Below are 20,458 nucleotides of genomic sequence, written 5' to 3' on the forward strand. Positions count from 1 at the left end.
GGCTATTCATTTGGCTACCTCTCTTTCGTTTGTAAATTTGTGGCGCTTGGCGACCACGTTAATATTAATAAGAAAGAGGGTAGCCTAATTTATTTATGGTGTTAACTCCTTTTATACATAGCAACTACAGCCTTTTCTCTTTCAGCTTTCAGCCTTCAGCCTTGAGCTTTCAGCTCTCTTTCCTAAAGCCAATAGCTTAAAACCTATAGCCTATAATCTATCTCCTATCTTCTTGACAAAAAAGCCTAACTATGTAAATCTTTGCCACATTATGGAATACCCATTTATCGGCAATCATCCTTCAATAAAAAAGATCAGGGAACTCGTTTCCATGGTCTCTGGTATGTCCCTTAATGTCCTTCTTCTTGGTGAAACAGGGACAGGCAAGGACATTATCGCGCGGTATCTCCACCAGTCTTCTCCCCGGAAAAACAATAAGTTTATTAAGGTTAACTGCGCTGCCCTGCCGCTTTCTCTCCTTGAGAGCGAGCTCTTCGGGTATGAAAAGGGCGCTTTTACAGGGGCAGATAAACTTAAACCAGGCAGGTTTGAGCAGGCATCTGATGGGATCATGTTTCTTGATGAGATAGGTGACATGCCTTTACCCCTGCAGGCAAAGTTGCTTAATGTGCTTCAGAGCGGTGAATATAGTAGGCTGGGCGGCTCACAGATGGTAAAGGTAAATGCATGGGTAATAAGCTCAACCAACCATGACTTGAATAAGGATATAAAAGAGGGGCGGTTCAGGGAAGACCTCTTTTACCGCCTGAATGTTATCAAGATAGAGATGCCCCCTTTAAGGGAAAGAAAAGAGGACATCCCCCTGCTGGTTGATCATTTTATAAAGAAAAATCAGCAGGAACTTAATATGGGCAGCTTCAGCATCTCTCCGGAAATTCAGGCTGTTTTTTTACAGTATAACTGGCCGGGTAATATTAGAGAGCTGTCAGCATTTATCTTGCGGCTCATGATGGGGGATAACCCTGATAACATTAGATCTGAAATAGAACAGAAAACAAGTGTCTCAGAGGTAGATGCTAAAGCATATTCACTGGGCGATGCAGCTTCCGGAATCATCAAATCAGAAAAGATATCCCTTAAAGCAGTTAAGGCAGAGGCTGCAACCTATATAGAAAAAAAGGCTATAGAACATGTATTGAGCATGACAAATGGGAATAAGGTCAAAACCGCAAAGATACTAAAAATCAGTTATAAAACCCTGTTTAATAAGATGGGGGAGGGGCTGAAAGGTGGGGAAGCTGAAAGCTCGAAGCTCAAAGGAAAGAGTCTGTAGGCTATAGACTATAGGCTGTAGGGAAGAAGGGGGAGACAGAAGTCAGAGGTCAGAAGCCAGAAGACAAAAATCAGGAAACAGAATTCAGAAGTCAGGAAGCAATGAAGAGAGCTTAAAGGCTAAAGCTTTTAATCTTGAATCTTGGATCTTAAATTTTGAACTCAATAACCCGGAGGAAAAAATGCACATAAAAAAATTAAAAATATTTACCGGCTTTATCACGATATTTCTTTTTGTTTTCAGTAATACTATGCTGGCGCAGGATTCTGCAACAGGTAGTCAACCAAAAGAGTCCCAGGAATATTATAAAATCGGTGTCAATGATGTGCTTGGGATATTTGTAAAGGATGAAGCAGCTTTAACTCAGGATATGGTTGTTATGCCTGATGGCCGTATCATCTTTCCCATGATTGGTGAAATAATGGCACAAGGTCACTCTGCAATCGATTTAAAAAATACAATTTCAGAAAAACTCAAGGAGTTTATAAAAAATCCGGTAGTTACAGTCATGGTAAGGCAGAGCAACAGCAGACGAATTTATACAATAGGTAATGTCAGCAGGCCGGGTCCATACCCATTGGAGGCAGATATGACAGTATTACAGGCATTATCTGTGGCAGGTGGTTTTACCGAATGGGCGGATAGAAAATATGTAATGGTTGTAAGAAGGGTAAATGGTAAAGAGACCATGTTAAGGTTCAATTACCAGGACTTTATTGCCGGAAAGAATTTGGAAAATAATATGATGCTGGCGCCTGGAGATACGATTGTGGTGCCGTAGAAGCTCAAAGCTCAAAGCTCAAAGCTCAAAGGTGTAAGGGAGAAGGCTGTAGCCTATAGCCTATGGACTATAGACAAGAGATTCCTATTGCCTGATACTTACAAATGATCTAAATTGTGCCCAAGCCAAATCGCTGCTAAAAGAAATAAATGAGGTTCGTCACATGTTGCCATCATATATAAAAACAACCAGTAAACAGATATAATGCCAATTTCTTCCTTTAATCTCCTCTCTTCTATTTACTGTATTCTGCATTCATGGTATAAAATTTGCTACAGTATCTGCGAAAGAAAAAATAGTGGATAAAAGTGACAAAATAGAGGCTATTTATGTCAAAGATGAGACGAAATGTCAGATTACCAACGGGAGCTCTTTAATGTATCCCATCACCACTTTTTGACTTTTAAGAGGAAAATATGACTAAAAAAATAACTGTGATTTTTTTTATTATTACACTAATGGTTTCTGTTCCATTATTCGCCAGTTACCAGGTTGAAGTTACCCCTTCCCTCTCTTTAGGGGCATTGTATGATGATAATATCGATCTGGACAACGCTGATGAGGAAAGCGACTGGATATTTGTCCTTACTCCGGGGGTTGCCTTAAATATTACCTCTCAGAAAAATAATTTATCCCTTAATTATTCACCCTCTATTGTTCGATATAAAGAGAGAGATGAAAACGATACAGTAAGGCATTCAGCATCAATGATATTCAGTCAAGCATTAACTCAAAACCTTGAATTCAGGATTTCTGATACCTACTTAAAATCCGAAGAGCCTCTTGAGGAGACAGAAAATATCATTGGTGTGAGGAGAACGAGGGAATCCTATCAGCGTAATACAGGCGATGCAGGCATGAGATACAGTTTTGGCCCTTCAAACCTCTTTGAAGTGGGGTACAGGCACTCCTGGCTGGAAAATGATGATCCAACCATTGATGATGGGACAATTGAAAACCCTTATGCAAGTTACATATACTGGTTTAATGTGAGACATGGGCTTGAACTGAACGCCGAGTACACACGAGCAGAATTCACAAGGGAAGATATCTCTTTTACTGAACCTGAAGATGATTATTCAGGGTTTACCCAGGGCATTGGTTACAGGTACAGGTATAACCCCCAGTCCACCTTTTTTATGCACTATGATTTTACGAATCGTGATTTTAAAGGCGACACAATTGATTACGATGTGTATGAAGGCACTGTTGGCCTTGAAAAAAATATATCTCAGGATATGTCTTATAGTATATCTGCCGGGTATTTTCTCCGAAAAAATGATTTGGATGAAGAGGATGATGGTTTGAATGCCGATATCTCCTTTACCAAAACATTTAATCGCGGCACTTTAAATATTAGCGGCAGCAGCGGATGGAGTGAGGCTTATCTTGAGGCAGAAAGCCGGGGTTTTACAAAGTACCAGAGTGTGACCTCCATTTTCAATTATCAGGCAACAACGAATTTAATGAATAATATATCTCTCTCATACAGACAGGATAAGGATGAAGCATCAAGAAAATCAAAGACAGTGAGTGCAGGCTATGGATGGAGCTGGGCATTCCTGAGATATTATTCAATGTCTGTTGATTACACATGTTCTGTAAGGGATGATGATCTGGATACAGATGATTATCTTGTGAACAGGGTGATGTTTAGTTTGAGATGGAGCAGACCGTTTAGATAGGCTATAGTCTTTAGGATATAGTTTTAAAATCTAAAGTCTTTAGCTTAAAGTCTATAGGCTATAGCCTTTGGCTCATTAAAAGAATTAGGCTATCAATTAAGTCTTTCAAAACGTTTAGGATTTGTTAAACAGAAAGATGTAACTGAATGTGAGTCAATGATAGTGGTAACTGAAAAGGTATTGGGTTCATTATTGAGATCAATGAAAAAAGAAAATAATTAACATATGGAAGGCTATAGTCTGTTTTTAAGAGAATTATGGAAAACTTTGACATTAAAAAATATTTAGAAGTGGCCTTAAGGCGCAAGTATTGGATAGTCATCCCATTTATGCTAGTACTTCTTGCAGGCTTTGCTTATCTTTTAAAAGCCCCAAGAATATTTGAGGCAAAGACCCTTATACTTGTCCAGGAACAAAGGGTGCCTCAGGATTTTGTGAGGTCGATTGTGTCAACCGATGCAGAGGATCGTCTTCGTACTATTACACAGCAGGTAACCAGCAGGACAAATCTTGAAAAAATTATTACAGATAGTATGCTCTATTCCGAAGAGCCAAATATGCTGCTTGAAGAGAAGGTGGAGCTATTCAGGAAAAATATAATTATTGATGTTGCAGCAAGAGGTGGTCGGGGTGGTAATGCCTTTTCCATTGCATTTCAGGGCAAAGACCCCAGAAAAATAGTAAAGGTAACAAATGATCTGGCCTCCAATTTTATCTCTGAGCATATAAAAATCAGGGAATCCCAGGCACTGGGTACGTCAAATTTTTTAAATGACGAACTTGAGTCAGTAAGAAGACAGCTACAGGTAAAAGAAGAATTAGTGAAAAATTATAAAGAAAAACATAGGGGGGGGCTCCCTGAAGAGCTTAATACTAATCTGAGAATACTTGAGCGACTACAGGCTCAATTAGATCAATTGAATAATAACCTGAGGGCAGCAGAAAACAGACGGATATTGATGCAGCAGGGGGCTGTTTCAACAGAACCGGGTACAATTGCCCCATCACGCTATTTGACTCCCCAGCAAAATACAGCAAATGAACTGGAGCGTCTTAAAAATGACCTTAAAACCCTTCAATCAAGATACACTGAAAATCATCCTGATATAATAAACCTGAAAAAGCAGGTTGAATCCCTTGAATCACAATTAGAATCTTTATCTGTAAGTATTGATCAGGATGAAAGCCCGGATGAATCAGTTCGCACTGATTATGCCTTAAGAAACCAGTTAAATGATATTCAGATGGAGATATCCGGATATAAGGACGAAATTGCCAAGATTACCAGCAGGATTAAATATTATGAAGAAAAAATAGAGGAAACCCCTAAAAGAGAGCAGGAGCTGATATCCTTAAACAGAGATTATAATAACCTGAACGAATTATTCAATTCTATAATGGACAGAAAGCTGGAAGCTGAAATGTCGGTTAGCTTGGAGCGAAAACAACAAGGTGAACAGTTCAGGGTTGTTGACACTGCCCAGGTTCCACAAAAACCTGTAAAACCCGATGCAAAAAAACTGTTGATAATGATCATCTGCCTTGGTTTGGGGATCGGTTGCGGTATTGCTTATCTTGTGGAAATGCTGGACTCATCCTACAGGTCGCCTGATGATGCGGAAAAGGAGCTGGGTTTTCCGGTGCTGGTATGCCTCCCTTATCTTTTTACAGCGCAGGAGCTTAAGGCAAGGAGAAAGCGGAGAATAATTATCGCCATCTCTATGATCGCAGGTTATTGTGCTGCTCTTATTGCTGTGGTAATAACAATAAAGGGTTTAGATGAAACAATCAATTTTTTTAAGGGCTTTTTGCCAGGGATCAGCTAGACCTGGCTGAGATATATTAAACGGATATAAATGTACACTTCATTTTATGAACTTAACGAAAAGCCCTTTGAGCTAACACCATCCTCACGGTTTCTGTACCTTGGCGATATTCACAAGGAGGCATTGGCCCTTTTAACCTATGGTGTTACTGAGAAAAAGGGGTTTATTCTTCTTACAGGTGAGGTAGGGACCGGCAAAACAACCATGGTTCATGCCCTCCTGAATAACCTTGATGACAGCGTTCAGTATGTGCATTTATCAAATCCCATGGTCTCACCAAAGGATTTCCTGAAATACCTGGCATATTCAGTATTAAAAAGACGCTTTCAATTCAAGACCAAGGGCGATCTCCTGATCTGGTTTGAAAACTATCTAAAAGAGTGCCAGAAGAAACGTATTAACTTTGTATTGATAATAGATGAGGCACAAAACCTTTCATATGAACTGCTTGAAGAGATAAGGCTTTTATCAAACATGGAAAATGGTGATGAAAAGCTTTTAAATATCTTTCTTGTTGGTCAGCCGGAATTTAATACCATAATAAATGAGCCAAGGTGCAGGCCGCTTCGTCAGAGGATAGGCATAAGTTATCATATCCGGCCTCTGGATGAACAGGGCACCGGTGAGTATGTCTATAAAAGGCTTGACCTTGCAGGGGCAAAAGAGAGCAAAAAACTGTTCAGTAAAGAGGTTATCAAGGCATTACATTTTTATTCAAACGGGTATCCCAGGGCCATTAATGTTCTTGCAGATAACCTGCTATTGCTTGGGTATTCAAAAAATACCAGGAAACTGACCCCGGAAATGGTAAAGGAATGTTATCTCGAAACAAAATATGAAGCACCAAAATACGATATAGAACTGGTGGATAGGATTAATGATGATGCAAGCCGTATCACCATTTCGTCGGGGTACTGGAAGTGGCTGGCGGGTATTTCCGTGATGCTTTTATTTGTTCTCATTCTTGCTGGTTCTGCCTATTTTTTTAGGTCACAGCAGCTTGCTGTTGAATCAGATATAAAGACATTAAAGGAAGAGTTTCAGTCATTAAAAACAGGTATAGAAGAGAATCAGCGGCAGATACTGGAGGCGCTGAAGACAAAAGATAATGGTGTAGGTGAAAATAAGATAGAACAAGAATAAGAATTTTTATAGAGGTAAACTTTGGGAAAGATATTTGATGCCCTGGAAAAGCAGAAAAAAGAGAATATAGTTGTCTCTAATCAGTTTAAGACCATTGATGAAGGTCGGAGAACCACATCAAAAGAGGTTAATGAGACATTCAAGGTGCAGCAGGTCAATGCAAAATATAACCCAAAGCTTGTTGTACTTACTCAACCGGGTTCTATTGATTCTGAAAATTTCAAGACCCTGAGGGCTCAGATATTATTCCCCAAGGATGGCAGGCGTAACAGGGTGATCATGGTTACAAGTGTTTTTCCCGGTGAGGGGAAGACCTTTGTTGCGGCAAATCTTGCAGTGAGCATTGCCCAGGGTATTAATGAGTTTGTATTGATGGTTGATTGTGACTTAAGAAAACCTGACCTGCACAAGATGGTCAATGCAGAAAACAGTGTAGGGCTCAGTAATTACCTGCTGGATAAAATGCCAATGAATAAGCTGCTGTTAAAGACAGGCATAGAAAAACTTACACTGCTGCCAGCTGGAAAGGCAATTAAAAAGCCGTCTGAACTCCTTGCATCCAATGAGATGAAGGATTTTCTGATTGAGGTAAGAAACAGGTATGAGGATCGTTTTGTAATTGTTGATGCAGCCCCCCTTGGCGTAACTTCCGAGGCAAATATTCTATCGAATCATGTGGATGGCGTTGTGTTTGTGGTTCGGTCAGGGAAAACCCCGAAGGAAACAGTAAAGAAAAATCTTGAAAAGATTGAGAAGGATAAGATTATAGGGATTGTTTTTAATGGTTATGAGCAGCATCTTAAGCCATATGGTGATTATTATAAGAATTATTATGTAAGGCAGGAATAGAAACAGGCTGATTACTAATGATTAAATTATTTAACCAATATATCTCCCTTCACAAACTGGTTTTTATTCTTGGCGAAGGGGTCTTGATTTTTCTTGCAGCTTTGCTTGCGACATATATAACGCTCGGAAGGGGAATAGGTTTTATAGACACCCTTGAAATAGTATGGCCAAAGCTCTTACTGGTTACTATTATCACACAACTGAGCCTCTACTTTAATGACCTTTATGAAATCAGGGCAACAGATAATAAGATAGATCTTGCAGCAAGACTTATTCAGGCGATTGGTATAACATCCATCACCCTGGCAATTATTTACTTTATCTGGCCTGATATGGTTATTGGCCAGTGGATATTTTTTATCAGCCTGATTTTTCTTCTTTTATTCCTGCTATCCTGGAGATTTCTTTATTATATAGTAGTAAAAAAGCGTCTTTTTACAGAAAGAACAATACTACTGGGGACAGGTGATCTGGCATGCAATCTTCTTGAGGAGTTAAAATTCAGGCGGGATATCGGGTATAATATAGTCCTGGCCATTTGCCAGAATGACAGTCAAGACACATGTGAACTGCCATTAAAAATCCCTGTAAAGCAGGGGTTTGAAGAGCTGTGTGAACTTGTAGCAAAGGAAAATGCCTCAACGGTTATTGTGGCACTTGATCAGAAACGGGGTATAATGCCCTACAGAGAGTTACTCAACTGCAAGGTGCAGGGCGTAAAGATAATAGATGGTGAAAGTTTTTATGAGAAGATAGCAGAAAAATTACTTGTTGAAAAGATCAACCCCAGTTGGCTTATCTTTTCAGAAGGCTTTCAGAAATCAAAGATCACCAGGTTTTTTAAAAGGTTCAGTGACTTTATTTTGTCGATTATTATGCTTATTTTACTTTTGCCATTTTTAGCCCTTGTTGTGATCATAATTAAATCAGAGTCCAAAGGCCCTGCCCTTTTTTCACAGGAGAGGGTAGGTGAAAATGGTGTGCCGTTTATACTTTATAAATTTAGATCAATGCGGTCAGATGCAGAAAAGTTAAGCGGACCAGTCTGGGCAGAGGAAGATGACCCCAGGGTGACCAAAGTGGGTAAAATAATGAGAAAGCTCAGGATAGATGAACTCCCACAGTTATGGAATGTATTCAGGGGAGAGATGTCATTTGTAGGGCCAAGGCCTGAGAGAAGGTTTTTTATAGATCAGCTTTTAAAGTCTGTTCCCTATTACAATGAGAGATTCACTGTAAAACCGGGTGTGACTGGTTGGGCCCAGATAAAGTATCCATACGGCTCAACAGAAAAGGATGCACTGGAAAAATTAAAATACGATCTATATTATATTAAAAATTTATCCTTTGCCTTTGATCTTACGATAATATTTCATACCGTAAAGATAATGCTGTTAGGCAGAGGAGCAAGATAAAATCATCTGAAAGATGATTTCAAGTCTATAGTCTATAGTCTGTAGACTGTTTGTTTAGGTTGTTAGCGATTTAGGCTGTAGGCGTTTAGGTAAAGCCTTTTTAAATGCTTTGAGCCTTGAGCTTTCAGCTTTCAGCTTTCAGCCCTATAGCCTATAGCCTAACCCTGTAACTCAAAGGGCGGAGCTGTATCGTTTGAAAGCAGACAGTGAAGAAAAGCTCAAAGCTGAAAGGAAAAGAAGGCAGCCTTGAGCTTTGAGCTTTGAGCCTTGAACTTTGAACTCTTTAACCTCTGAACCCTTAAAACCTTTAACCAGTCAACCAGTTAACCTTGAGCTTTCAGCTTCGAGCTTTTTAAAATCCCATGTGCGGAATAACCGGAATAATAGATTATAACTCAAGTGAGGATTACACCTCCACCATCGATCGAATGCTTGGCAGCATCCGACACAGGGGGCCTGACTCCTTTGGTATATATACAGACAGGACTGCAAACCTGGCATCTACACGCCTGAGCATCATTGACCTGAATACCGGTGATCAGCCCATACATAATGAAGACAAGTCAGTATGGGTTGTGCTCAATGGTGAGATCTATAATTACCCTGAGCTTCGTTCAGAGCTTCAGGCTAAAGGGCATACATTCTATACCTCCTCAGATACCGAGGTGCTGGTTCATCTCTATGAAGAGCATGGGCATGATTTTTTAAATACGCTTAATGGACAGTATGTCTTTGCAATATGGGATCATAACAAGAAGTCATTGTTACTAGGGCGTGACAGGGTTGGTATTCACCCCCTGTTTTATCATTATAATGGCCACCGCCTTGTGTTTGGTTCTGAAATAAAGGCCATCTTTATGGATAGCCGCATAGAGAGGAGGCTTAATCTTAAGAGCCTGTCTGATATCTTTACCTGCTGGACACCTATGACACCTGATACAGCATTTGAGGGTATCAAACAGTTACCACCGGCCCATTATGCTGTCTTAACAAAACAGGGGCTTAAGCTTAATCGTTACTGGGATCTTTCATTTAATAATGAATTTCAATCTGAAAAAAGACTTAACGAATCCATAGAAGAGCTCTATGCCCTGCTTCTGGATGCAACGCGAATCCGACTGAGGGCCGATGTGCCTGTCGGCGCGTACTTGAGTGGCGGTCTGGACAGTACATTAATTACATCCCTTGTTAAGAAAAATTTTAATAATGAGCTCAAGACATTTTCTGTGAGTTTTTCCAATGAGCGTTTTGATGAAGCTAAATTCCAGGAAACGGCTGTTAAATCCATTGGCACAGATCACAGGAGTATAAAATGTTATGACAGGGATATAGGTGCTGTTTTCCCTGATGTTATCTGGCATGCAGAGGTGCCTCTGCTTCGTACCGGGCCTGCCCCATTATTCATGCTTTCAAGGCTGGTAAGGGAAAATAATTTTAAGGTCGTGCTTACAGGTGAAGGGGCTGATGAGTTTTTTGCCGGATATAATATTTTCAAGGAAGACAGTATTAGAAGGTTCTGGGCAAAGAGTCCTGAATCAGAAATAAGGCCCATGCTTCTTAAAAAACTTTATCCATATATTTTTAAGGATAATGGCAAGATTGAGGCATTCCAAAAGGCATTTTTTAAAAAGAATCTAAAAGATACCGGGAACCCTGTTTACTCTCACCTGCTCAGGTGGACAAATACATCTGCCATTAAAGCCTTTTTTTCGGATGATCTTAAAGGCCAAATGGAAGGTCTTGATAGTTTTATCAGCAGTTACAGTGCTGGTCTTTCTGAGGATTTCAGGTCATGGGCACCTTTATCAAGGGCTCAGTATATTGAGGCAAACATATTTTTGCCAAATTACCTGCTTTCCAGCCAGGGTGACAGGATGACCATGGGTAATTCTATTGAAGGAAGATTCCCATTTCTTGATCATCGTGTAATAGAGTTTGCAGCAGGTATCTCCCCGCGCTTCAGACTTAACGGGTTGACTGAAAAGTTTATTCTAAAAAGCGCAGCCCGAAATATAATTTCAAAGGAATTGGCTGATCGACCTAAACAGCCATACAGGGCACCGATTGCAACTTGCTTTATGGGAAAGTCGTCACCTGAATATGCTAGAGAGCTTTTATCGGAACGTATGATTATTGAAAAGGGTTATTTTGATCCCAAAAAGGTATCAGCTCTTGTAAGCAAATGTGAAAAGGGACAGGGTAAAATATTAAGTGAGAGGGAGAACATGGCCCTTGTAGGTATCCTTTCCACCCAGTTGCTTGATAATATGTTTCTTAAAGAGTTTCCATCAAGAAAGATTAATGTCCCTGAAAATATAAGGGTTTTTAGACAAGACATTTAAAGGTTCAACGTTCAACGTTCAAAGGTTGGGAGGGTAAAGGTTGTAAGGTTCAAAGGTTGAGTTCTTTAACCTTAAACCTTAAACCCTTGAACTCATAACCTCTGAATCCTGAACCTAATCCTAATCTCATTTAACCCAAGTAACCCCTAAAACCCAATAAACTCAACAAACCATCATACAATATATGTCACCAAAACGAACAACCATAATTGTCGTTATCATGCTCTTTACACTGGTTTTTCTGAGATACATTAATCACAGCGAAGAGATAAAACCAAACAAGCCATTCTCTACATTTCCTAAAAAGATAGGGGAATGGGAAGGTAAAGAAGGGCGATTTGATCAGAGTGTATATGATGCGCTGGGTGTAGATGATTCTTACCTTGGTCATTTCCATACCCCTGATGGCCGGTATGTTCAGCTTTATGTAGGATTTTATCAAAGTCAGAAAGAAGGAGAGCTTATTCATTCGCCTAAAAACTGTATGCCTGGCGGCGGATGGAATATTACTGGCACATCAATAGTAGAATTAAATATCCCAGGGAATGTCCCATCAAATATCGATGTTATAAGACTTGATCTCTTAAACGGAAGAGAAAGACAGGTTGCTTTTTACTGGTACCAGTCAAGGGGCAGGTTTGTTATATCGGAATATTGGGAGAAAATATACCTTGTGATAGATTCAATCACAAAACGAAGAACAGACGGCTCTTTTGTAAGGCTTATTGCCCCGGTTATAAATAATGATGAAGAAAAGGCACTGGCAGATTTAAAGGATTTCGCAAGCCAGCTTGTTCCGGTACTTCAGGAGTTTTTGCCAGAATAGCGCAGAGTGCTAAGAGCAGAGGTCTGAGATCAGACGTCAGAGGTCAGAAGGAAGAGAAAGACATCGGAGATCAGAAACCTGATGTCAGAGGACAGAAAAATAGATATCGGAAGGCAGAGGTCAGAAGTCGGTGAGAAAAACTGATGATAATCAATTCTGCTAAAGAGCTTAATGTATATAAATTGGCATATGAATTGGCAATGGAGATATATCAAGTTAGTAAAGAGTGGCCTCTTGAAGAAAAGTATTCAATGACTGACCAAATAAGAAGAGCCTCTCGCTCTGTGTGTAGTAATCTAAGGGAAGCATGGGCAAAAAGAAGATACGAAGCACATTTTATAAGTAAAATAACAGACTCAGATGGCGAAAACAGTGAGACAGATACATGGTTAGATTTTGCTCTTGATTGTGGATATCTCAATGAAGTGAACCATAAACATCTAACAGAGAAATGTTCTGAGGTTGGTAAGATGCTCGGTGCAATGTTAAAAAATCCCAAAAAATTCCTCTTGAAAACATAGTTTTATGCTTTTTCTGACTGTTGACATCTGATGACTGATATCTACTTTTTGTGGCTTTCTGACATCTGACCTCAGATCTCAGACTTCTATCAGTTAGTAATACAATCAATTGATCAAACAAATGAAACTAAATACATATACCCAGGTTAGCTTAATAACCATCGCCTTCTTCGCCCTCTTTAACCATACAATTATCAAACTGGTTGGCGACTGGTTTAATGACCCTAATTTTTCACACGGGTTCCTGATCCCTTTTATAACTGTATATATGATATGGCATAAAAAGGATGAACTGGCAGGGGCATCTGCTGTTAAAAGCAGTTGGGGGATCCTGTTTGTTGCGGCAGGGATGGCCCTATATATACTTGGTAATATCGGTGCTGAACTTTTTATAATGCGAAGCTCCATGATATTTACCATATTCGGGATCGTGCTATATATGACAGGGGGTGCAATATCAAAAAAGATCATTGTCCCCATCGCCTACCTTTTTTTCATGATCCCGATTCCTGCAATTATATGGAACAAAATAGCATTTCCATTGCAGCTTTTCGCAGCCGGACTTTCAGCAAATGTTATTAATCTCATTGGCATTTCGGTATTAAGGGAAGGGAATATCCTTCAGCTTGCTAATACTACCCTTGAAGTTGTTGATGCATGTTCAGGCTTAAGATCATTGACCTCTTTACTGGCCCTTGGCGGGGCATTTGCCTATATATCTAATTTAAGAATTATTTCCAAATGGATCCTTTTTTTATCGGCTATTCCAATAGCGGTGGTAGTAAATATTTTTCGTCTTACAATAACTGCCTTAATGGCTGAAAAGATAGGCACTGAGACTGCACATGGGTTTCTACATGATGCATCAGGGTTGCTTATTTTTGTTCTAGCCTTTATTCTATTATTTTTAGTGTATGTGCTGCTGGCAAAAATCGATAAGAAGATAGTTTTTAAAAAATAGCATGGCTCAGAGCACATAAAGCGCTGGGAAAAGTATAGTGATTGGTACTAAACTGTACCCTGTGTTTTTTCAAACTGTAAAAATTGGAGTAAATTATGAAAATCTGTAATAAATGTATACTGCCAGAAACCTTTCCAGGGATAAGATTCAATGATCACGGTATCTGCAACCACTGCCAGAGGGCAGATAATGCAGGGGTGGATATTGATGAAAAAAAATCAGAATATCATGACCGCCTTGATCAGCTCATCAAAGATGTCAAGGGGGCATCACCCTCTTATGACGTAATAATGGCCTACAGTGGAGGTAAGGATTCAAGTTATACCCTTAAATTGCTAAGAGAACGCTATGATCTGAAAATACTGGCATTTACTCTTGACAACCATTTTGTTTCTCCTACTGCATGGAAGAATATAGATATTATTGCTGATAATCTTTCAGTTGATCTCATAAAAGTCAGGCCACCCTGGCAGGCAGTAAAAGAATTGTTTCGTTTAACAGCAGAGGAGGATATTTTTTCTCCAGCAACCCTCCTCCGTGCAAGCTCTGTTTGTACAGCATGTATCAGCATAGTTAAAGGGTTTGCTTTGAAAACCGCGATTGAGATGTCCATACCCATGGTTGCATTTGGCTGGTCTCCGGGACAGGCTCCTATCCAGTCAGCAATCATGAAGACTAATCCTGCCCTTATCAGGCAGAACCAGGAATCCATTAAGAAATCCTTTCCAGCAGATATTTTTAATTCTATCTCGCAGTACTTTCTGCCTTTGGAATATTATGAAAAATACAAGGATAGATTTCCAATCAATATTCATCCACTGGCATTTTTTGATTATAATGAAAAGAATGTTACTGAGGTATTGAAAAATATAGGGTGGAGGCTTCCTGATGATACTGATACCAACTCATCAAACTGCCTTCTAAATGCCTATGCAAATCAACAGCATATAGAGCGTAATAAATTCCATCCGTATGTCTGGGAGATAGCCGGTATGGTACGCAAGGGTGTAATGGAAAGAGATGATGGAATTGAGAAGATATACACAGAACAAAATCAGAATATGGTAGAGTATGCGAAAGATAAACTTGGTCTTTAACCTTTTATTTTAAAAGGAGTTACTGATGAAAAAAGCAAATTTTCTTTTTACATCCGAATCAGTTACTGAAGGGCATCCTGACAAGGTTGCGGATCAGATATCGGATCATATCCTGGACAAGATGCTTGAGCAGGATAAGTATTCAAGGGTGGCCTGTGAGACCCTGGTAACCACAGGAATGGCAATGATCGCAGGCGAGATAACCACAAATGCATATGTTGATCTGCCGGATGTGGTAAGGGATACCATCAAGAGCATAGGTTATACAGGCTCTGCAATGGGATTTGACTGTGAGACATGCGCTGTGTTGTCATCCATAGACAAACAGAGCCCTGATATAGCCCAGGGTGTAGATGGGAAAGGGCTCTTTAAGGAGCAGGGCGCTGGCGACCAGGGGCTTATGTTTGGTTTTGCATGCAAGGATACACCGGTGTTGATGCCCATGCCGATTTATCTTGCACATAACCTTGCTCAGAGGCTCACACATGTGCGCAAATCAGGCAAGCTCCCCTGGCTCAGGCCGGACGGGAAGACCCAGGTGACAATCCAGTATGTTGATGGGAAGCCCGTGAGTGTTCATACAGTAGTTATTGCTGCCCAACATGACCCGGATGTGGATTATGATACCCTGAGGCAGGCCATAGTTGAAGAGGTGATTAAAAAGATTATCCCCTCGGAAATGATTACAAAAGAGACACAGTTTTTTATCAACACAACCGGCAGGTTTGTTGTTGGCGGCCCAATGGGTGACTGCGGGCTTACCGGCAGGAAGATAATAATAGATACATATGGCGGATTTGGGTACCACGGCGGCGGGGCATTTTCAGGTAAGGACCCATCCAAGGTGGATAGAAGCGCCTCCTATATGTGCCGTTATATTGCCAAGAATATAGTTGCAGCAGGACTTGCTGAAAAATGCGAGATCCAGATTGCCTATACCATTGGAAGGGCAGAGCCTGTATCAGTTCTGGTAGGCGCATACAGTACAGGTATCTTGCCAAGCGCTGAATTGACAAAGATAGTACAGAAGGTGTTTGACCTGAGGCCTGCTGCTATTATTGAAAAGCTTGATCTCTTAAGGCCCATATATCGCAAGACAAGCAACTATGGCCATTTTGGGAGAGAGCTTCCTGAGTTCACCTGGGAAAAGACCGATATGGTTGAGGTACTTAAAAAGGCTGTAAAGTAAAATAGATGGGTTGGAAAATTGCTTTTTGATTATGTAATTTTAAAATAATAATATTTTAGAAAATGTAAAATTTATCCTAATGAAATATATTTTAAAATTGTGTTGGATGTAATTGTATGTGAATGAATTGTGGAATCGAAAAATAAGGATGGAATATGAAAAATAAAATTAGATCATTTATAATTGAAAACTTTTTGTTTGGACAGGATGAAGGTCTAAAAGATGACTCCTCATTCCTTGATGGAGGCATTATTGATTCGACGGGTATACTTGAACTTGTTAACTTTCTAGAAGAAGAGTTTTCCATCAGTGTGTTAGATGAGGAACTCATCCCAGAAAATCTTGATTCTATAAATAATGTAGTTGAGTATCTGGAGAGAAAGGTTCGTTAACATCACTGAGAGTATTGAGTAGAGCATATCTGGAGAAGAGGAAATATAAATAACTGTGAATGGGTGAATGTGGCTCTCCTGTTATCTAGAGACCTTTGCATACCAACCAGAAATGACCTGAAATAGGAATAGCAAAAAATTAATTAAAAAACTTCTGAAAACTGGACATAAAGCAAAAATTAACAGAACCGGTATCTAAATGTGACTCAACAGTCTCGTATGATGATTTAAGTATAATAAAGGATTTTCTTCCATGTTAAACAAACCAACTCGCCTCCTTCATGAAACATTATTAAAATCATCAGAATTAAATCCATCCAAGATAGCTTTAGTTGCAGAAGGCACTGAGTATACATATTCTGAATTTGTTTATACATCAGCTAGAATAGCCTCCATCCTTAAAGAATTCGGTGCACAGCGTGGTGATCGCATCGCGCTGTATATGGACAATACGGCATATTCAGTAATGGCAATCTATGGAATACTAATGATCGGATGTGTATTTATTGTTATCAACCCACAAACTAAATCAGATAAACTAATCTATGTTATCGATAATAGCGATGCAAAAATATTATTAACGGATAGCCATCTTGCACCTTTCTTTAACCCGATATTGCATCAATTGACAAAACTCGAAGCCTTGCTTTTTACTGGAAATGAAGATGCGTTTATAAATACATTATCATCCAAATTGAATTTCAAGATAGAATTTTTACCAGAATTGATAGAAGATGCCTCGCCTTTAGAAATTCTACCATCCTGCATATCAGTTGATCTTGCAGCACTTATTTATACATCGGGAAGCACTGGTGACCCAAAAGGTGTTATGCAGACTCATCAATCAATGTTATTTGCTGCTCAAAGTATAGCAGAGTATCTAAGGCTGTCTCCTGAACATCGTATTCTTAACGTTCTGCCATTAGCTTTTGATTATGGACTTTACCAGTTATTAATGTCTGTACTAATTGGTGCGACATTAATTCTTGAGAGGTCATTTGCATACCCGGCTTTAATATTTAATCGAATGAAGGAACAAAAAGTCAATGTATTCCCAGGTGTTCCGACTATATACACTTATCTGGTATCCAGTCACCGTAAAAAGCCATTATGTTTCCCCGATGTTACACGAATTACCAATACTGCTGCAGCTTTGCCTATTGATTATAATACTGATTTGCATCAAATTTTTCCAAACGCACTGATATATCGCATGTATGGTCTTACTGAATGCAAAAGAGTATGTTATCTGGAGCCGGAACTAAATGATATTAAGCCAGCTTCAGTCGGGAAAGCAATACCTGGCACCGAAGTTTTTCTACTTACACCCGAAGGGGATGCCGTTCCTCCTGGTGAAAATGGTATTCTTCATGTGCGGGGTGCTCATGTGATGCTTGGGTACTGGAAAGACATGGAGCTGAGTGCAAAAATGCTTAAACCGGGTAATCTGCCTGGTGAACGGATTTTATGTGCTCAGGACTGGTTTTCAATGGATGAAGAAGGATTTTTATATTTTAAAGGACGCAGTGATGATATTATTAAAACCCGGGGGGAAAAGGTAAGTCCTATCGAAGTCGAGAATGTGCTGCTTAGCATAAAAGGTATTCGCGAGGCTGCCGTTATTGGGATACCCGATGACTTACTGGGCCAGTCAATTAAGGCATTTGTCTCCCTTGATGACTTATCTCTTACACCAAAATTCATTCAGAAACATTGTATGCAGAAACTGGAAAATTTCATGGTACCTAAAGTTATAGAGATAATGGATACTCTTCCCAAAACAGATACCGGGAAAATAACAAAAAAAAATTTAAAATAGTAAACGGTAATATCATGAATCCAATTTTTAAAAAATATCTGAATGAAATTTCAGAGAAATGCACTTTTTCTCCCGATCTTCAGGGAGAAACCCCTGAATCTACATTGCATGCTTTATGGCATGCCGCTGCAGGAACACCGTTATCACCTGAAAGTGCAGTTTTAACACCCTTGCTTGAATTGAACAGTGAAGAACGAAATAAGCTTGATATTTTTGTGAATCAGCGAATTGCAGGCATCCCTCTTGCCCAAATAATAAATCGTATGCATTTCATGGGGCTTGAACTTATATACCGACCTGAAGTACTTGTGGCAAGGCCTGAAACTGAGATTCTCGGTGAAACTATTGTAGAGATACTTGGAAAACAGAACAGACAAAATAGTTCTCAAATCATAATTGAAATTGGTTGTGGCAGCGGAAATTTAACTTGTGGTGTATTATCTCGTCTTAAAAATGCATTCATTTATGCAGTAGACATTACTGAACCATGTGCATTATTAACACAAGAAAATATTCAAATGCATAATCTTCAAGACAGGGTAAAAGTCTTTACAGGTGATATGTTTTTTCCTATGATAGGATTATCTCTTGAGGGGAAAATTGATGCGGTGTTTTCAAATCCACCATATATTTCTACAAAGGCTCTATCTGATAAAAATGCACATTTATTATCATATGAACCACGCGAAGCGTTCGACGGAGGGCCTTTTGGTCTTTCGATTCATCAACGTCTGATTAAGGAATCAGGTCTATATCTTAGAAATGGGGGCTATTTATTTTTTGAATTTGGACTTGGGCAGGAACGACAGGTAGAATTACTCTTCTCAAGAAATAAGATATTCAGCAAACCTGAATTCAGAAAAGATGCCAGAGATAATCCGCGTGTTGCTGTTGTCCAAAAATATTAAGTAATCCAATGAAAAAGTGGATGTCTGATTATTTAAGGCAGTAAGCAATAACCAATGATGAAATAAAGAAAGATCAGGATAGGCGTAATACAGGTGAAGATCACGATACGCTGAACGAAAATACATACTTGGAGGGCTCATGGACGTTGCTAAATTAATCATATTTGTAACACTCATAACCTTGATACTTTCATGCAGTAATGAAAAGGAAAAACTACAAATTGGTGCTCAGGTTTTATCCAATTTGAACGATGTCCAGGTTTCTACCTGGAACAAATTATCTGATAAGAATATTTATTTTGGCCATCAATCTATTGGTCATAATATACTTGAAGGGATAGAGGATATTCTTTCAGGCCAACCTCAAATAAAATTAAACATTGTTGAAACAACTGATCCAAAGGATTTTAAAGGCGGTATTTTTGCCCACTCAAAAATAGGTAAGAATATGAATCCTGAATCAAAGATAGACGAATTTGAAAAAATACTGGAAAATGGGGTTGGGGATAAAGTTGATATAGCTATATTAAAATTTTGTGCAGTGGATATTAATCCTCCAACAGATGTAGAAATAGTCTTTAATGCATACAAGTCAGCATTTTCAAGATTAAAGATGAAATATCCAGATACTGTATTTATTCATGTCACTGTTCCCTTGACCTCAGATGGGGTAGGAATCAGATACCTGATTAAAAAAACAAAAGATATTGTGAAAAATATAGTTGGCAAAACAAACTATTACAATAATGATAAAAGGAATATTTTCAATGAAATGCTCTTAAATGAATACAGTGGGAAAGAACCAATTTTTGATCTGGCAGAGTTGCAATCCACATATCCTGACGGAACAAGAAGTACATATGAAAAAGACGGTAAAACCTATTACTCGCTGGTAGCTGATTATACATATCCGCGGGATGCGTTACATCTGAATGAATATAGTCGAAGGATTACAGCAGAAAGAATGCTGATACTGTTAACTGAATACGCCAGGTAAACAAGGCTTTAAAGAATACTATCTCCTAAATAGTAAAAGACATTTCTCATAGTATGACAATTGCACCATATTCAGGCTCCATTTTCTGGGGTTTGTTTTTTTTATTTGTTTTCCTCCATGCATGCATGAAACCAATTCTGCGAGTTCCATGGATTCGAAACATATACATGATTATTTTCAGTATTATTATGGTATTGGGAGTCCAGGGTACAGTACAATCCTTTATCCTGCTGCCATTTCTTTTTGGAATAACTATCCTGGTCTATGCTGCTGGAAAAGCGCTTCTATCTGATTTTTTCGGAAGTACTAAAAGTAAAGTAAATATTACAGCGATATCTATTGTAATTTTTATCCTCTGCTATTTTAAGTATTCATATTTTCAACTTGCAATCAATTCCCTTTATTTTAATCTA

The 20,458-nt window shown here is 39.1% G+C and carries 18 protein-coding genes; all 18 read left to right on the plus strand.

Annotated features, from left to right (window positions below):
* Positions 1-271 precede the first annotated feature (271 nt).
* The 18 genes from GX654_12330 (at position 272) to GX654_12415 (ending at position 20,045) form a co-directional block, all read left to right on the plus strand.
* Positions 272-1,294 (plus strand): sigma-54-dependent Fis family transcriptional regulator, encoded by a 1,023-nt coding sequence (locus GX654_12330; GenBank protein ID NLD37645.1) that lies wholly within the window; start codon positions 272-274, stop codon positions 1,292-1,294.
* A gap of 181 nt (positions 1,295-1,475) precedes the next feature.
* Positions 1,476-2,075, plus strand: coding sequence for a hypothetical protein (locus GX654_12335; GenBank protein ID NLD37646.1), 600 nt, complete (start codon positions 1,476-1,478; stop codon positions 2,073-2,075).
* A gap of 416 nt (positions 2,076-2,491) precedes the next feature.
* Positions 2,492-3,760, plus strand: coding sequence for an outer membrane beta-barrel protein (locus tag GX654_12340; GenBank protein NLD37647.1), 1,269 nt, complete (start codon positions 2,492-2,494; stop codon positions 3,758-3,760).
* A 60-nt stretch (positions 3,761-3,820) separates the two neighbouring features.
* On the plus strand, positions 3,821-3,982 hold the full coding sequence (locus tag GX654_12345; GenBank protein NLD37648.1) for a four helix bundle protein: 162 nt from the start codon (positions 3,821-3,823) through the stop codon (positions 3,980-3,982).
* 35 nt (positions 3,983-4,017) lie between these two features.
* Positions 4,018-5,586 (plus strand): hypothetical protein, encoded by a 1,569-nt coding sequence (locus GX654_12350; protein ID NLD37649.1) that lies wholly within the window; start codon positions 4,018-4,020, stop codon positions 5,584-5,586.
* 30 nt (positions 5,587-5,616) lie between these two features.
* Positions 5,617-6,729, plus strand: coding sequence for an AAA family ATPase (locus GX654_12355; protein ID NLD37650.1), 1,113 nt, complete (start codon positions 5,617-5,619; stop codon positions 6,727-6,729).
* 21 nt (positions 6,730-6,750) lie between these two features.
* The gene (locus GX654_12360; protein ID NLD37651.1) at positions 6,751-7,578 is read left to right on the plus strand and encodes a polysaccharide biosynthesis tyrosine autokinase; all 828 of its coding nucleotides are present in this window, start codon (positions 6,751-6,753) and stop codon (positions 7,576-7,578) included.
* Positions 7,579-7,595: 17 nt separating this feature from the next.
* Positions 7,596-8,993, plus strand: coding sequence for a TIGR03013 family PEP-CTERM/XrtA system glycosyltransferase (locus GX654_12365; protein NLD37652.1), 1,398 nt, complete (start codon positions 7,596-7,598; stop codon positions 8,991-8,993).
* Between the two features lie 362 nt (positions 8,994-9,355).
* Positions 9,356-11,335, plus strand: a complete 1,980-nt coding sequence (gene asnB / locus GX654_12370; protein NLD37653.1) for an asparagine synthase (glutamine-hydrolyzing) — start codon at positions 9,356-9,358, stop codon at positions 11,333-11,335.
* A gap of 184 nt (positions 11,336-11,519) precedes the next feature.
* Entirely contained in the window at positions 11,520-12,161 is a 642-nt protein-coding gene (gene epsI, locus GX654_12375) for an EpsI family protein (protein NLD37654.1), read from the plus strand.
* 143 nt (positions 12,162-12,304) lie between these two features.
* On the plus strand, positions 12,305-12,682 hold the full coding sequence (locus GX654_12380) for a four helix bundle protein (protein ID NLD37655.1): 378 nt from the start codon (positions 12,305-12,307) through the stop codon (positions 12,680-12,682).
* Between the two features lie 121 nt (positions 12,683-12,803).
* On the plus strand, positions 12,804-13,643 hold the full coding sequence (gene xrt / locus GX654_12385) for an exosortase (protein ID NLD37656.1): 840 nt from the start codon (positions 12,804-12,806) through the stop codon (positions 13,641-13,643).
* A gap of 95 nt (positions 13,644-13,738) precedes the next feature.
* Positions 13,739-14,740: a hypothetical protein gene (locus GX654_12390; protein NLD37657.1), complete on the plus strand. Its 1,002-nt coding sequence runs from the start codon at positions 13,739-13,741 to the stop codon at positions 14,738-14,740.
* A gap of 25 nt (positions 14,741-14,765) precedes the next feature.
* The gene (locus tag GX654_12395) at positions 14,766-15,929 is read left to right on the plus strand and encodes a methionine adenosyltransferase (protein ID NLD37658.1); all 1,164 of its coding nucleotides are present in this window, start codon (positions 14,766-14,768) and stop codon (positions 15,927-15,929) included.
* 155 nt (positions 15,930-16,084) lie between these two features.
* Positions 16,085-16,321: an acyl carrier protein gene (locus GX654_12400; GenBank protein ID NLD37659.1), complete on the plus strand. Its 237-nt coding sequence runs from the start codon at positions 16,085-16,087 to the stop codon at positions 16,319-16,321.
* 253 nt (positions 16,322-16,574) lie between these two features.
* Positions 16,575-18,140 carry an acyl--CoA ligase gene (locus GX654_12405; GenBank protein ID NLD37660.1) on the plus strand — a complete coding sequence of 522 codons (1,566 nt, stop codon included), beginning with the start codon at positions 16,575-16,577 and terminating at the stop codon, positions 18,138-18,140.
* A gap of 14 nt (positions 18,141-18,154) precedes the next feature.
* Positions 18,155-19,048, plus strand: coding sequence for a HemK family protein methyltransferase (locus tag GX654_12410; GenBank protein NLD37661.1), 894 nt, complete (start codon positions 18,155-18,157; stop codon positions 19,046-19,048).
* 139 nt (positions 19,049-19,187) lie between these two features.
* Entirely contained in the window at positions 19,188-20,045 is an 858-nt protein-coding gene (locus GX654_12415) for a hypothetical protein (protein NLD37662.1), read from the plus strand.
* Positions 20,046-20,458 lie beyond the last annotated feature (413 nt).

This window comes from Desulfatiglans sp., from assembly GCA_012513605.1.
Classification (GTDB): Bacteria; Desulfobacterota; DSM-4660; order Desulfatiglandales; family HGW-15; genus JAAZBV01.

Coding starts and splice junctions, on each gene's coding strand:
- GX654_12380 (NLD37655.1), top strand. CDS start 12,305: ATGATAATCAATTCTGCTAAAGAGCTTAATGTATATAAATTGGCATAT.
- GX654_12400 (NLD37659.1), top strand. CDS start 16,085: ATGAAAAATAAAATTAGATCATTTATAATTGAAAACTTTTTGTTTGGA.
- GX654_12365 (NLD37652.1), top strand. CDS start 7,596: ATGATTAAATTATTTAACCAATATATCTCCCTTCACAAACTGGTTTTT.
- epsI (NLD37654.1), top strand. CDS start 11,520: ATGTCACCAAAACGAACAACCATAATTGTCGTTATCATGCTCTTTACA.
- GX654_12405 (NLD37660.1), top strand. CDS start 16,575: ATGTTAAACAAACCAACTCGCCTCCTTCATGAAACATTATTAAAATCA.
- GX654_12410 (NLD37661.1), top strand. CDS start 18,155: ATGAATCCAATTTTTAAAAAATATCTGAATGAAATTTCAGAGAAATGC.
- GX654_12355 (NLD37650.1), top strand. CDS start 5,617: ATGTACACTTCATTTTATGAACTTAACGAAAAGCCCTTTGAGCTAACA.
- GX654_12350 (NLD37649.1), top strand. CDS start 4,018: ATGGAAAACTTTGACATTAAAAAATATTTAGAAGTGGCCTTAAGGCGC.
- GX654_12390 (NLD37657.1), top strand. CDS start 13,739: ATGAAAATCTGTAATAAATGTATACTGCCAGAAACCTTTCCAGGGATA.
- GX654_12415 (NLD37662.1), top strand. CDS start 19,188: ATGGACGTTGCTAAATTAATCATATTTGTAACACTCATAACCTTGATA.
- xrt (NLD37656.1), top strand. CDS start 12,804: ATGAAACTAAATACATATACCCAGGTTAGCTTAATAACCATCGCCTTC.
- GX654_12340 (NLD37647.1), top strand. CDS start 2,492: ATGACTAAAAAAATAACTGTGATTTTTTTTATTATTACACTAATGGTT.
- asnB (NLD37653.1), top strand. CDS start 9,356: ATGTGCGGAATAACCGGAATAATAGATTATAACTCAAGTGAGGATTAC.
- GX654_12335 (NLD37646.1), top strand. CDS start 1,476: ATGCACATAAAAAAATTAAAAATATTTACCGGCTTTATCACGATATTT.
- GX654_12395 (NLD37658.1), top strand. CDS start 14,766: ATGAAAAAAGCAAATTTTCTTTTTACATCCGAATCAGTTACTGAAGGG.
- GX654_12330 (NLD37645.1), top strand. CDS start 272: ATGGAATACCCATTTATCGGCAATCATCCTTCAATAAAAAAGATCAGG.